The 12,586-nt window shown below is 37.6% G+C and carries 11 protein-coding genes, 1 other RNA gene and 1 riboswitch; of the genes, 8 read left to right on the top strand and 4 right to left on the bottom strand.

From position 1 onward, the window contains the following. The first annotated feature begins 45 nt into the window (after positions 1–45). The 6 genes from rnpB (at position 46) to Q9306_RS07540 (ending at position 6,474) form a co-directional block, all read left to right on the top strand. Positions 46–435, top strand: an RNA gene (gene rnpB / locus Q9306_RS07565) — RNase P RNA component class B. A 207-nt stretch (positions 436–642) separates the two neighbouring features. Then, the gene (locus Q9306_RS07560; protein WP_306196901.1) at positions 643–1,779 is read left to right on the top strand and encodes a THUMP domain-containing class I SAM-dependent RNA methyltransferase; all 1,137 of its coding nucleotides are present in this window, start codon (positions 643–645) and stop codon (positions 1,777–1,779) included. A 63-nt stretch (positions 1,780–1,842) separates the two neighbouring features. Further along, positions 1,843–2,028, top strand: a complete 186-nt coding sequence (locus Q9306_RS07555) for a DUF3921 family protein (protein WP_306196899.1) — start codon at positions 1,843–1,845, stop codon at positions 2,026–2,028. 132 nt (positions 2,029–2,160) lie between these two features. Then, positions 2,161–4,098 carry an ATP-dependent DNA helicase gene (locus Q9306_RS07550; protein ID WP_306196897.1) on the top strand — a complete coding sequence of 646 codons (1,938 nt, stop codon included), beginning with the start codon at positions 2,161–2,163 and terminating at the stop codon, positions 4,096–4,098. A gap of 310 nt (positions 4,099–4,408) precedes the next feature. Next, a complete protein-coding gene (locus Q9306_RS07545; protein WP_306196895.1) occupies positions 4,409–5,926 on the top strand; it encodes a carboxypeptidase M32 in 1,518 nt (505 codons plus the stop codon). An 83-nt stretch (positions 5,927–6,009) separates the two neighbouring features. After that, the gene (locus Q9306_RS07540; RefSeq protein ID WP_306196893.1) at positions 6,010–6,474 is read left to right on the top strand and encodes a GNAT family N-acetyltransferase; all 465 of its coding nucleotides are present in this window, start codon (positions 6,010–6,012) and stop codon (positions 6,472–6,474) included. A 69-nt stretch (positions 6,475–6,543) separates the two neighbouring features. Here Q9306_RS07540 and Q9306_RS07535 read toward each other — a convergent pair whose 3' ends face one another. From Q9306_RS07535 to Q9306_RS07525, 3 genes are read right to left on the bottom strand one after another with little or no spacing between them, the layout of a single operon-like run. Then, a complete protein-coding gene (locus Q9306_RS07535; protein ID WP_306196891.1) occupies positions 6,544–8,193 on the bottom strand; it encodes a b(o/a)3-type cytochrome-c oxidase subunit 1 in 1,650 nt (549 codons plus the stop codon). Continuing rightward, positions 8,190–8,663 (bottom strand): cytochrome c oxidase subunit II, encoded by a 474-nt coding sequence (locus tag Q9306_RS07530; RefSeq protein ID WP_306196889.1) that lies wholly within the window; start codon positions 8,661–8,663, stop codon positions 8,190–8,192. The genes Q9306_RS07535 and Q9306_RS07530 overlap by 4 nt, the downstream gene beginning before the upstream one ends. A gap of 30 nt (positions 8,664–8,693) precedes the next feature. Further along, the gene (locus tag Q9306_RS07525) at positions 8,694–8,840 is read right to left on the bottom strand and encodes a cytochrome c oxidase subunit 2A (RefSeq protein ID WP_306196887.1); all 147 of its coding nucleotides are present in this window, start codon (positions 8,838–8,840) and stop codon (positions 8,694–8,696) included. Between the two features lie 367 nt (positions 8,841–9,207). Next, positions 9,208–9,309, top strand: a riboswitch (purine riboswitch). 109 nt (positions 9,310–9,418) lie between these two features. On the opposite strand from Q9306_RS07525, the gene Q9306_RS07520 reads away from it, so the two are divergent. Both Q9306_RS07520 and pbuX read left to right on the top strand, forming a co-directional pair. Then, on the top strand, positions 9,419–10,012 hold the full coding sequence (locus Q9306_RS07520) for a xanthine phosphoribosyltransferase (RefSeq protein WP_306196885.1): 594 nt from the start codon (positions 9,419–9,421) through the stop codon (positions 10,010–10,012). After that, complete coding sequence (pbuX, locus tag Q9306_RS07515) at positions 10,012–11,334, top strand: xanthine permease PbuX (protein WP_306196883.1); 1,323 nt, start codon at positions 10,012–10,014, stop codon at positions 11,332–11,334. The genes Q9306_RS07520 and pbuX overlap by 1 nt, the downstream gene beginning before the upstream one ends. Positions 11,335–11,348: 14 nt before the next feature. Here pbuX and Q9306_RS07510 read toward each other — a convergent pair whose 3' ends face one another. After that, positions 11,349–12,515, bottom strand: coding sequence for a DUF418 domain-containing protein (locus tag Q9306_RS07510; protein ID WP_306196881.1), 1,167 nt, complete (start codon positions 12,513–12,515; stop codon positions 11,349–11,351). Between the last annotated feature and the right edge of the window lie 71 nt (positions 12,516–12,586).

Here is a 12,586-nt window from a genome sequence, read left to right as displayed (position 1 = left end):
ACGTTGCAAAATATTTATGTTTCCACTATACTAATTCATGTCATAACGTTTGGGTAATCGCTGCAACGCTTTGTTGTAGAGGAAAGTCCATGCTCGCACGACCTGAGATGGTCGTAGTGTTCGTGCCTAGCGAAGTCATAAGCTAGGGTAATTTGGCGTAAAGCTGGATTAACGGCAGGGAAAAAGCCTAAGTCCATCTGGATATGGTTTGACTACCTTTAAAGTGCCACAGTGACGAAGTCCCGGAAGAAATGACGGGAGTGGAACGAGGTAAACCCCACGAGCGAGAAACCCAAATATTGGTAGGGGAACTTTTCCTAAGGAAATGAACGATGGGAAAGGACAGATGCAATTGCTCTGTAGATAGATGATTGCCACCGGAGTACGAGGCGTGGGCCGTTTGCAGTACAAAGGTACAGAACATGGCTTACAGAACGTTATGAACCAATCATGAATGTGTTCAGCTCTCCTTCGTAAGAGGAGGGCTTTTTATTTGTATGAAGTTTTGGAATGTGAGTTAAAATGGTAAAGAAAGTTTTGTAAACTTAATAAAATTGAATGAAGATGTTATGAATGAATTGATCAGCAGAGGAGAATGTATTGCTGATTAGTGTTAGATTATACATTATGAGGAGAATGAAGATGGGAAAAGTTACTTTAATTGCAACTGCTGCAATGGGAATTGAAGCGCTTGTTGCAAGAGAAGTTCGCAATCTCGGTTATGAATGCCATGTAGATAATGGGAAAGTAACGTTTGAAGCGGACGAAAAAGCGATTTGTCGCAGTAATTTATGGCTTCGCACAGCGGATCGTGTGAAAATTAAAGTTGGTGAATTTAAGGCAACAACATTTGATGAATTATTTGAAAAAACAAAGGCTTTAAATTGGGGAGATTATATTCCAGAAAACGGAGAATTCCCTGTTATCGGTAAATCAATCAAATCTACATTGTTTAGTGTGCCGGACTGTCAAAGTATCGTAAAAAAAGCAGTCGTGGAAAAACTGAAAAGTACATATAAACGTACAACATGGTTTGAAGAAAATGGCCCGCTATTTCGTATTGAGATCGCACTATTAAAAGATGTAGCAACGTTGACAATTGATGCAAGTGGTGTTGGACTTCATAAGCGTGGATACCGTGTTGGACAAGGGGATGCACCGTTAAAAGAAACATTAGCAGCTTCGTTAATTATGTTAACAAATTGGAAGCCAGATCGCCCGTTTGTAGACCCGTTTTGTGGTTCTGGTACAATTCCACTTGAAGCAGCGTTAATTGGGCAAAATATTGCGCCAGGATTTAACCGTGATTTTGCTTCTGATGGATGGGGCTGGATCGGTAAGAAAAATTGGGATGAGGCTCGTCAAGAAGTTGAAGATTTAGCGAATTATGATCAACCTTTGCAAATTATCGGATCAGACATTGATCACCGCATGGTACAAGTCGCGCAGGATAATGCTGATGAAGTAGGACTTGGTGATCTTATTACATTTAAGCAAATGCAAGTAAAAGATTTTACAACAAAAGAGGAATATGGTTATGTTGTGACGAATCCTCCATACGGAGAACGTTTAAGTGAAAAGCCTCTTGTTGAAAAAATGTATGCGGAGATGGGACAGGCATTCCGTCCGCTAGATACTTGGTCTTTATATGTATTAACAAGCCATCCTGAATTTGAGAAATGGTATGGCAAAGATGCATCGAAGAAACGAAAGTTATTTAATGGATTTATTCGCACTGATTATTACCAGTATTTCGGTAAACGCCCGCCGCGCGATTAGTATAAAACTTCTTTAGAACGCATATACTTGCTATTATGCGATAATCTAAAGGAGGAAGCGCTAATGGATGGTTTGCAATTTTCCATTATTCAAAAGGCTATTCATCGAACGTATGATGAATTAGAAAAAGAAGTAAACCTTCACGGCGTAGCCAATTATGAGTTAACAAGAGCACGTGAAGAGTATTTGTCGGCTTTATCACATGAAACTTTAATTGATAAGCAATATTTAAAATCATTGATAGAGTAGAAAAGTTTTCCTGCATTCAGGAAAACTTTTTTCGCTCAATTGTAGTGCAAACAACAAGAAACCAGCAACTGCTTTTTTATGAGTAGTTGCTCTGTCTTTTTTATATAGAAATTAAGTAGTTGGAGGAATAGCATGTTTACGAAGCAAAAGCTGCCATTTGAAGTGGGAAAACAAGATAATTTTTTCGACAAGTTGAATGAATGGATTGGAGACGTTTTTTACGACGTTTTACCAGAAAAGGGATTTGAAGAGCGCGATGAGCAAATTTTTATGGCGTTTCAATTAGAACGAGCATTTCAAGAGAAAAAAGTAATGTTTGCTGAAGCAGGCGTTGGAACAGGAAAAACGATTGTATATCTTCTGTATGCGATTTGTTATGCACGCTATATAGGAAAGCCAGCTGTTATTGCCTGTGCAGACGAAACGTTAATTGAACAGCTCGTAAAAGAAGAAGGCGACATTGCGAAGTTATCAGAAGCATTAGGTTTATCAGTTGATGTACGTCTAGCAAAATCGATGGATAATTATCTATGCTTACGTAAACTTGAAGATGTAATGAGTGGACGAGCTCCGGAAGTAATTGAAGATTTATATTATGAATTGCCGCAATTTGTATTTGATCATGGAACGCTGCAAAACTTTACTCATTATGGTGATCGCAAAGAATTTCCGTTATTAAACGACGACGAGTGGTCTAAAGTATCGTGGGATTATTTCCAAGATTGTTTTACATGTGAGTCCCGTCATCGCTGCGGACAAACATTATCTCGTGAACATTATCGTAAAGCGGCAGACTTAATTATTTGTTCGCAAGATTTCTATATGGACCATATTTGGACATATGAAGCACGTAAGCGTGAAGGACAAATGCCATTGTTACCAGAAAGTAGCTGCGTCGTCTTTGATGAAGGTCATCTCGTTGAGTATGCAGCGCAAAAAGCACTTACGTATCGTTTAAAACAAACAATGATGGAACAACTTTTAACAAGGTTATTACAAAACGATATTCGTGAAGAGTTTGCTCATTTAGTAGAAGAAACAATTTGGCAAACAGAGCAGTTTTTTGAAGCACTAAAAGAAAGTAAGAAAGAAATTGCTGGTTCTGCTCGTTTAGAAATTCAATTAACAGAAAAAGTCTCAAAAGAAGCAAAACGCCTATATGCAAAAATCTCTGAAGTCGGCGATGCACTAGTTTTCGAAAGTGAAATGTACACAGTAAACACATATGATTTAAATATTGTTGATGAGCATCTAGATGTATTAGAGCACTCATTACGTTTGTTTATGCATGAGAAAAATGTAATTACGTGGGGAGAAGAAAACGATGGTTCCTTTACGCTTGTGATTATGCCTCGTGCTGTAGAAGAAGTGTTGCAAGAAAAAGTATTCTCCAAAAAAATCCCGTACATCTTCTCATCTGCAACATTATCAGAAAATAATTCATTTGCATTTACTGCAAATAGCTTAGGGGTAAAAGATTATTTATCATTCTCGGTTGCTTCACCATTTGATTATGAAGAACAAATGAAAGTGTACTTACCGTCGTATACGAAGGAAAATGAATGGGAACGAAAATGTCAGTATACCCTTGAGAATATTCAAAAAACTAATGGACGCACGCTTGTATTATTCCGTACAACACAAGAGCTTGCGGCATTCAAAGAATATGTGAATAAAGAGCAAATGTCTGTTCCGTTCTTATATGAAGGAGACCAAGAAATTAGTCAGCTTGTTTCTCGTTTCCAAAATGAAGAAGAGACTGTGCTTTGTGCAGTTCATTTATGGGAAGGTTTAGATATTCCAGGCTCATCCTTATCTCATGTTATTATTTGGTCGCTTCCATTCCCTCCAAATGATCCTGTATTTGAAGCAAAGCGTAAGCACGTAAATGATCCATTCTGGGATGTTGATGTACCATATATGATTTTACGTCTTCGTCAAGGAATCGGCCGTTTAATTCGTACGAGTGAAGATGAAGGGTATATTTCATTATTCCTATCAGAAGATGAAAATGAAAAAGTAGTAGAAGCTGTGAAACAAGTGCTTCCAGTAGAAGCTACAGTGTTATAGAGTGACATCTTTCTCTTTCTATATAAATCCAAATTTAAAAAACGGCATAAAATAGGGGGGGCGAGAGCATCTGGCCGTGCATAGAAGCGGTCAGGGTCTTTTCTTGCCACATGTGAAGTTTAAGCAAAGGGAGAAAGCGAGTGGAAGCTCCTTTTTGTCTGCGTAGCAGCAATCTATATGTCGGAAAATCAAAATGGATTCATATAATCGGAAAAAGCTTGGCGGTTGCCAAGCTTTTTTTCTATTAGAAAAGGAATTTATTTGTTTATGTCGAAATAAGGGTGAGGTAGAAAAAGGAGGTTTTTATAGTATGACGATTGTTACATATGAAGTAGAAAAAGAATTTTTAGCATATGTGAAAAAGATAGAAAATTATGGGGAAGCATTAAGCCTAATATTTTGGGATTTACGAACAGGGGCACCGAAGAAAGGTGTCGATCAACGTTCGGAAGTAATAGGAATGCTTTCATCAGAGGTATTTTCATTATCGACTTCTGATGAGATGGGAAGATATTTAAAAGAATTAGAACAGCTAATTGTAGATAATAAAATTTCTGAAACAACGAAGAAAATTGTAGAAGAGTGCCGCAAAGAGTATGATCGAAATAAAAAAATTCCACAAATCGAGTATGAAGAGTTTGTCAAATTACAAGCAAAATCGGAAAGTGTTTGGGGAGAAGCTCGTGAAAAATCTGATTTTGAAATGTTCCGACCATACTTAGAAAAAATTGTTGAATATAAGAAGAAATTTATTACATATTGGGGTTATGAAACTTATAAATATAATACGCTTTTAGATATGTATGAGCCAGGTATTACGGTAGAAGTATTAGATCATGTATTTGGACAACTACGTGAGCGTATTGTTCCGCTTGTAAAAGAAATTTCCAAGTCCGATAAAGAATTAAAAACAAATGTTTTATTTGAACATTTTTCAAAAGAGCAACAAAAGAATTTCACTTTAGGATTACTAAAACAATTAAATTATAATTTCGAGGCCGGTCGTCTAGATGAAACGATACATCCTTTTGAAATTACATTAAATAGAGGGGATGTTCGGATTACGACTCGCTATGATGAGAATGACTTCCGTATGGCAGTTTTCGGAACGATTCATGAATGTGGACATGCTGTATATGAACAAAATATTTCAGAAGAATTAGAAGGAACACCGCTTTGCAGTGGTACGTCAATGGGAATTCACGAATCACAATCACTATTCTTTGAAAACTTTATTGGACGTAATAAATCATTTTGGAAGAAAAATTATGATGTATTGAAACAATTTAGTAATGGCCAATTTGAAGGTGTATCAGTAGATGAATTCTATGATGCAATCAATGAGTCAAAACCTTCCTTTATTCGTATTGAAGCAGATGAACTTACATATCCGCTTCATGTTATGGTTCGTTATGAACTGGAGAAAGAATTATTTGATGGAACATTAGAAGTAAAAGACTTGCCGGCAACATGGAATGATAAAATGGAAAGTTATTTAGGTATACGTCCAGAAACGGATGCACAAGGTGTACTGCAAGATGTGCATTGGTCAGATGGATCGTTTGGCTACTTCCCATCTTATGCACTTGGTTATATGTACGCAGCACAATTTAAACATAAGATGCTAGAAGAAATTCCTAACTTCGATGCATTGCTAGCAGAAGGAAATGTGACGCCAATTCGTGAATGGTTAACAAAAAACATTCACCAATATGGGAAAACGAAAAAGCCTTTAGAAATTTTACATGATGTAACGGGTGAAGGATTGAATGCGAACTATTTAGCCGATTATTTAGAGGCGAAGTATAAAGAGATTTATGAATTATAAAAAGGAAAAGGAGCTGCATATATGTGGCTCTTTTTTATGAATTAGCATTTTACTGTATGTGCGCTGCTTAAGGAGGCATAGAAGTGAATTATACTTTTGAAGTGATGACACAAGAGCAAGCAGAAGAAATTGCGTATAATTGGCACTATGGGGACAAGTATTCTTTTTATGATATGGAAGCTGATCAAGAGGATTTGGCTGAGTTTTTAGATCCTAAAGAGCGTGGAGAAACCACATTTACTGTTTGTGAGAATAATGAAATAGTTGGATTTTTTAGTTTTAATAAAATAGATATACATACAGTGGATATTGGGCTGGGAATGGAACCAAACTTGACTGGAAAGGGCTTGGGTTTGGCATTTATGAAGGCAGGCCTAGAGTTTTGCGTAAAAAAATATCGGCCTAAGTATGTAACGCTATCGGTAGCGACCTTTAATAAAAGAGCAATAAAAGTGTATGAAAAAGTAGGACTTGAAGCAGTTGGTACATTTGTTCAAGAGACAAATGGTAGTTGCTTTGAGTTTTTAAAAATGATGTATACGATTTAGACCTGCAGGTGCATGGATTCAATAGCTTTACTTGAAATGAAGCAGAGGGGAGCTCCCTCTGCTTTATATTTACCACAATTTAAAGCCTTTCGAACCAGGCGGGGCATTTTGAATCATATCTATAAACGGAATCGTGTATGCGAATAAAATAAGCAGTGCTGTAATGCCGAGCCATAGTTTCCAGTTCTCAAAGACCATTGGTGGTTGATCAGATGCATCAGATACTTCTGCAACCGGAAATTCAGTATGACCTTTTGGTGCGAAGAAAGTAAGGTCTAGGAAAATAATGATAGCCAAAATAATTCCGACAAATAAAATCGTGCCGCCAACTGCTTGGGCAATTTGATATGGTATCCATTCAATCGCTTGCGGTGCGTTGCCATATGTGGAAAAAGAAGAGCGGCGCGGAGCCCCTAATAATCCAGCGAAGTGCATTCCAGCAGACATGAATAGCATTCCAAGTGTCCATACACAAGTTTGAATCATCGCAAGGCGATTCATTTCTTTGGTCATAACACGCCCTGTTAAATGGGGGATTAGCCAATAGCCGATTCCAAAAAATGTTAGCACGACAGATGTGGCCAACGTTAAATGAAAATGCCCTGTTATCCAAATTGTATTGTGAACCACTTGGTTTAATTGATGGCTTGCATTCACTAGCCCGCCTGCTCCTGCTGGAATAAACATAAGCATTCCAACGAACGGTGCAAAGAATCTGGCATCGGACCATGGAAGCACACGAAGCCAGCCAAATAGGCCCGTTGCTCCTCTTGAGCGGCCATATTGTTCAAATGATGCAAATAGAGAGAATGCAGTCATTAAGGACGGGATGATAACCATGAATGTTAAGACAACTTGTAAGTATTTCCACCCAGGGTCAATTCCAGGTTCTGTTAATTGGTGGTGAAATCCAACTGGAACGGAAAACAATAAGAACAAAATAAATGATAAACGAGCGAGAGAATCACTAAAGACTTTGCCACCAATAATTTTTGGAATGATGACATACCATGCCATATAAGCAGGGAGAAGCCAAAAATAGACGAGCGGGTGGCCAAAGTACCAGAATAATGTTCTACTGACAAGAACATCAATTTTATCCACGAAACCTAAGCTCCAAGGAATGAATTGTACAAGTGCTGTTGCAGCAACGCCAAGAGTTGCAACAAGCCAAAGTAGCATTGTAATAACAGCCATAAAGCTCAGTAAGGGACCGACTTTTCCTTTATTGTGTTTCTTCCATGTGCGATAGTGAGCGAACATGGCAAAACCGCTAAACCAACTACCGACAATTACGAGGGTAAGACCGATGTAAAAACCAGGATGAGCTTTTAACGGAGCATAAAATGTATAGAGAACGGTAGCCTTATTTAATAGTATAAAAACAGCAGTAATAGCGGTCCCAATTGTCATTAGCCAAAAACCAATCCAACCTGTCCTGCGCACTCCTTTTGAAAGAGTACCAGTTGTTTTGCTCATACAAGCAAATAAAAAGCCGATAATAAAAAATGTTGTTAATACGAGTCCTAGTAAGACACCATGCGTTGTTAACACTTGATAATAACCGATATTAGCTGGAAGACTAAACTTTCCGGACCGGACAAGTACTTGCAATAGCCCGCATAATCCTCCTAAAAATAGAGCGATAAATGCAACATGTATATGAGCCATTGCTAATTTTGCATCTCGTTTACTTATTTTATCTTGCAATGCGATCATTTCTCAGTCACCTCTACTTTCGCGCTCATCATATGATGGCCTGTTCCGCAATATTCATTACATACGATTAAATACTCACCAGCTTTGTGAAACACTTGAGAAGCTGTACTCACATAGCCGGGCTCAATCATCATATTTACATTTGTTCCCGCAATTTCAAAGCCATGTACAACATCTTTCGTTGCGACAACAAAGTCAACTTTGGCTCCTTTCGGCACTTTAATGACATTTGGTGTAAAGGAAAATGCTTGTGAGACAATTGTTACTTGATAATGATCTTTACCGACTTGCTTTACACCAGGATGATCAAAGGGAGCAGTCGCATTTACTTTTTCTGGGTCGATTGTCGTTAAGCAGCTAGGCGGTTGGTTTCCCATATAAAACGCGCTTACTCCGATTACGGCTAAAAATACAAATAATGAACCGATACCGAAAATGAGCCAAATTTTTTCGTACTTATGCAAGTGCATATCTCATCTCCCCCTTGTTTCTCATTAACACTACAATCGATTTAAAAAAATTTGATATACACTAAACCATGTGAAAATTAAAAAGAAGCCAAGTACAAAAACAAAAATTAATGTGCCCTTGAGTGAGCGCTCTCTTTGTTTTCTTTTCATCGATTGTTGTAATTTACGTTCTCCCATGTTTCTCCCTCCCTAAGAAAGTGAATCTTACATTTTTATGATACGAAAAATTCTGATAATTTCTATATTGTTAGCGCTGCTTTCAAAAATTGTTCATTGATACAATTAAAACTATGTTTATGATGAAAAATTGATAAATCGTGATATATTACTGATTTTGTAATGAGGAAATGTGAAAGAAATGTGAAGTTCATGTTGAATCTGCGATATGATTAAGGACATTGATTTTGAAATTTGTGGATTATGATCATGGAATGAAAAGGGTTACAAAAGTCGAACGAAATTGGATAAGAAATAATTTTTGTACGTGTTTTTTAAAGAGGGTGCTTTTCAAAGTAAAAAAAGTGCGTTATAATCCTTTTATTAAATTAAATAAGTTAGCAACACTCATATAATAGCAGGGATATGGCCTGCAAGTTTCTACCGAAGTACCGTAAATGCTTCGACTATGAGTGAGGACGAATATATTGCTATAGTTGCATTCTTTTCTTTGCAAAGCTCCAAAAGCACGTCTCTCACTTGTATTGGGTGAAGGCTGCTTATGGAGTTTTTTATTTGCATAAGAGGAGGAACAAACTATGAAATTATTACAAGAGAAAATTATGCGCGAAGGAAAGGTATTGTCAGATGATGTGTTAAAAGTGGATGCTTTTTTAAATCATCAAATTGATCCAGTGCTTATGCAAGAAATCGGAAAAGAGTTTGCAAAGCGTTTTAAAGACGATCAGATTACAAAAATCGTGACGATTGAGTCTTCAGGAATTGCTCCAGCTGTGATGGCTGCATTGCAATTTGGTGTAACGGTTGTTTTTGCAAGAAAGCGTAAATCGTTAACATTACAAGATAATATGTATACTGCAAAAGTATATTCTTATACAAAGCAAGAAACGAACGAAATTTCTATTTCGAAACAATATATACATGAAGACGATTGTGTTCTTATTATTGATGACTTTTTAGCAAATGGTCAGGCAGCACTTGGTTTAATGAATTTAGTAGAGCAAGCTGGAGCAACGGTAGCTGGTATCGGAATTGTAATTGAAAAAGCATTCCAAGATGGAGGAAGTAAATTACGTGAGAGCGGTGTTCGTGTAGAATCGCTTGCGGAAATCGCATCGCTTGATAATGGGGCAGTTCGTTTTGTGGAACGCGCGACAGCGGAGGTAGAATGATGAAACAACATCCTTTTAAAATTGCGTCCCTTGGTATTCAACATATGTTGGCGATGTATGCTGGAGCAATTATCGTACCGCTTATTGTGGGCGGCGGACTTGGATTGAATCAGCGTGAGCTTACGTATTTAGTATCAATTGATTTATTAATGTGCGGCATTGCGACGATTTTACAAGCGTTAACGAACCGTTTCTTCGGCATTGGACTTCCAGTTGTGTTAGGTTGTACTTTCACGGCAGTTGGACCGATGATTGCTATTGGTAAGCAGTATGGGGTATCCGCTGTGTACGGATCTATTATTGCAGCAGGACTTTTCGTTGTGTTATTTGCTCGTGTGTTTGGAAAACTTGTCAAACTGTTTCCACCAGTTGTTACCGGTTCAGTTGTAACCGTTATTGGAGTTACATTAGTTCCAGTCGCGATTAACGATATGGCTGGTGGTGTAGGAAGTAAAGACTTCGGTAGTGTATCCAATTTAGCATTAGCGTTCGGAGTATTGTTATTTATTATCATCATGTACCGCTTTTTTGATGGATTCATTCGCTCTATTTCAATCTTATTAGGATTATTATTTGGTACAGCAATTGCTGCGTTAATGGGAAAAGTAAGCTTACAAGCTGTAGCAGAAGCCGATTGGTTTCATGGTGTACAGCCATTTTACTTCGGTACGCCAACGTTCGAATTAACGCCGGTCATTACAATGATTCTCGTTGCTTGTGTAGGAATTGTTGAAGCAACAGGTGTGTATTTTGCACTGTCTGATATTTGTAACAAAGAAATTGGTGAAAAAGAGTTAGCGAAAGGCTACCGCGCAGAAGGGATCGCGATGGTGTTAGGTGGTATTTTTAACGCATTTCCGTATACGACGTATTCACAAAATGTCGGTCTTGTCCAACTAACAGGTGTGCGCAATCGCGTTGTCATTTATACATGCGGCGGTATGCTAATTGTCCTTGGATTTATTCCGAAGATTGCAGCAGTAACAACAATTATTCCAAAGCCAGTACTTGGCGGTGCGATGCTTGCAATGTTCGGAATGGTTATGGCATATGGCATTAAAATGTTAAGCAGTGTTAATTTTGCGAAGCAGGAAAACTTATTAATTGTGGCGTGTTCTGTTGGAATGGGGCTTGGTGTAACAGTTGTGCCAACATTATTCTCACAGCTTCCAGAGAGCGTTCGTATTTTAACAGATAACGGAATTGTATTAGGAAGTGCATCAGCCGTGCTTTTAAATATTGTATTTAATATGATTCCGCAAAGACAACCGAAAGTAAAAGAAGAACAGATTTCAATACAAAATACGGTTTCAGAAGTATAATAGAAAGCAGTATCTCAAGATGAGATACTGCTTTGTTTTTTTATCGGCATACTTTTTCCGTATGTGCCAAGGCGCCAAATATATTCAAGCGGTCCGTATTGATAATGAGAGAGCCACCAGCGGCTGATAAAGATTTGAATGGTATAGAAGCCAATGCAAAAAAGTGTACCGCCCCATAGTGGGAATACGATATTTGCTTTAAATAGTAATCCGAATACGAATAACGTGACGACCGTTTGCGAGATATAGTTCGTTAATGCCATGCGGCCAACATATTGGAAAGGGCGGAATATGTTTTGCCATTTCGCATGCTGCAAGAGACGCATAAGTGTAAAAATATAAAAAATGAATAGTGTTTTTCCGCTTAGCGTAATAAAGGAAATCATTGAAAATGGTACGTATAGATCGTTCATAGTAAAGTAGATAACAATAATTCCCCATGTTGGCAAAGTAGCGAAGAAGGTAATGATTTGCCATTTCTTTAGCTTTGGGTCTATCTCGTTTACGCGGCGAAACATTTCTTTTTTTCCCGCATATAGACCGAGTAAAAAGAGACCGACTGTTTCGGGTAGCATGATAAGAGAAGCACTAATTTCTTCTGAGTAAAAAGCAGTAAAGCGATCTTGAACTTGCAAGCCCCAATCTAATAAGGGAACGACAGGAGCAGAAAGAGCGCCAAGTGTCTCGGGGGGAGTGAACAGAATTGCTAAATTCATAAGCAACACAAGAAGTTCCCAAATACTTAATAAAATAAGTGCCCAAATTAATAACGTTTTTGGTTGTCTTTTATAAAAGAAAAGTAGTACGAAGCCAGCTATTGCATAACTATGTAAAATGTCACCATCCCAAAGTAGTACATAATGTAAAAATCCGAATAAGAATAATATAAGTAGTCGCCGTATAAATAATAATTTTGGGTGAGGTGTCTTTTCTTCAGCGCGCTTCATAAAAATATAAAAACCAAGACCAAATAAAAAAGAAAAAATTGTGTAAAATTTTGTTTGAACAAATAGATCATAAAATAATCGAATGTACTGATCAAATCCTTCGTAAACAGTTGTTAAATCTCGAGAGTCGACTCCAGCTAATATAGGCCAATTTACAAGGAAAATACCAAAGATGGCAATCCCCCTTATAATATCAATAGAATGAATTCTTTCGTTTGGTGAAATGCTGTTCATACTTCATCTCCTTATCGATATTTCTTTAAGTATATTACAGTATGAATGGTAAGGTATATATATTTCCAAAA

It is taken from the genome of Bacillus multifaciens, assembly GCF_030756675.1.
Lineage (GTDB): Bacteria > Bacillota > Bacilli > Bacillales > Bacillaceae_G > Bacillus_A > Bacillus_A multifaciens.
The sequence above is the reverse complement of the archived record's forward strand: the minus strand, read 5'-3'. Positions and strand labels throughout refer to the sequence as shown.

Excerpts from the sequence above, each read along its gene's own strand:
- Q9306_RS07560 (WP_306196901.1), top strand. The coding sequence starts at position 643 with ATGGGAAAAGTTACTTTAATTGCAACTGCTGCAATGGGAATTGAAGCG.
- Q9306_RS07555 (WP_306196899.1), top strand. The coding sequence starts at position 1,843 with ATGGATGGTTTGCAATTTTCCATTATTCAAAAGGCTATTCATCGAACG.
- Q9306_RS07550 (WP_306196897.1), top strand. The coding sequence starts at position 2,161 with ATGTTTACGAAGCAAAAGCTGCCATTTGAAGTGGGAAAACAAGATAAT.
- Q9306_RS07545 (WP_306196895.1), top strand. The coding sequence starts at position 4,409 with ATGACGATTGTTACATATGAAGTAGAAAAAGAATTTTTAGCATATGTG.
- Q9306_RS07535 (WP_306196891.1), bottom strand. The coding sequence starts at position 8,193 with ATGATCGCATTGCAAGATAAAATAAGTAAACGAGATGCAAAATTAGCA.
- Q9306_RS07530 (WP_306196889.1), bottom strand. The coding sequence starts at position 8,663 with ATGCACTTGCATAAGTACGAAAAAATTTGGCTCATTTTCGGTATCGGT.
- Q9306_RS07525 (WP_306196887.1), bottom strand. The coding sequence starts at position 8,840 with ATGGGAGAACGTAAATTACAACAATCGATGAAAAGAAAACAAAGAGAG.
- Q9306_RS07520 (WP_306196885.1), top strand. The coding sequence starts at position 9,419 with ATGAAATTATTACAAGAGAAAATTATGCGCGAAGGAAAGGTATTGTCA.
- pbuX (WP_306196883.1), top strand. The coding sequence starts at position 10,012 with ATGAAACAACATCCTTTTAAAATTGCGTCCCTTGGTATTCAACATATG.
- Q9306_RS07510 (WP_306196881.1), bottom strand. The coding sequence starts at position 12,515 with ATGAACAGCATTTCACCAAACGAAAGAATTCATTCTATTGATATTATA.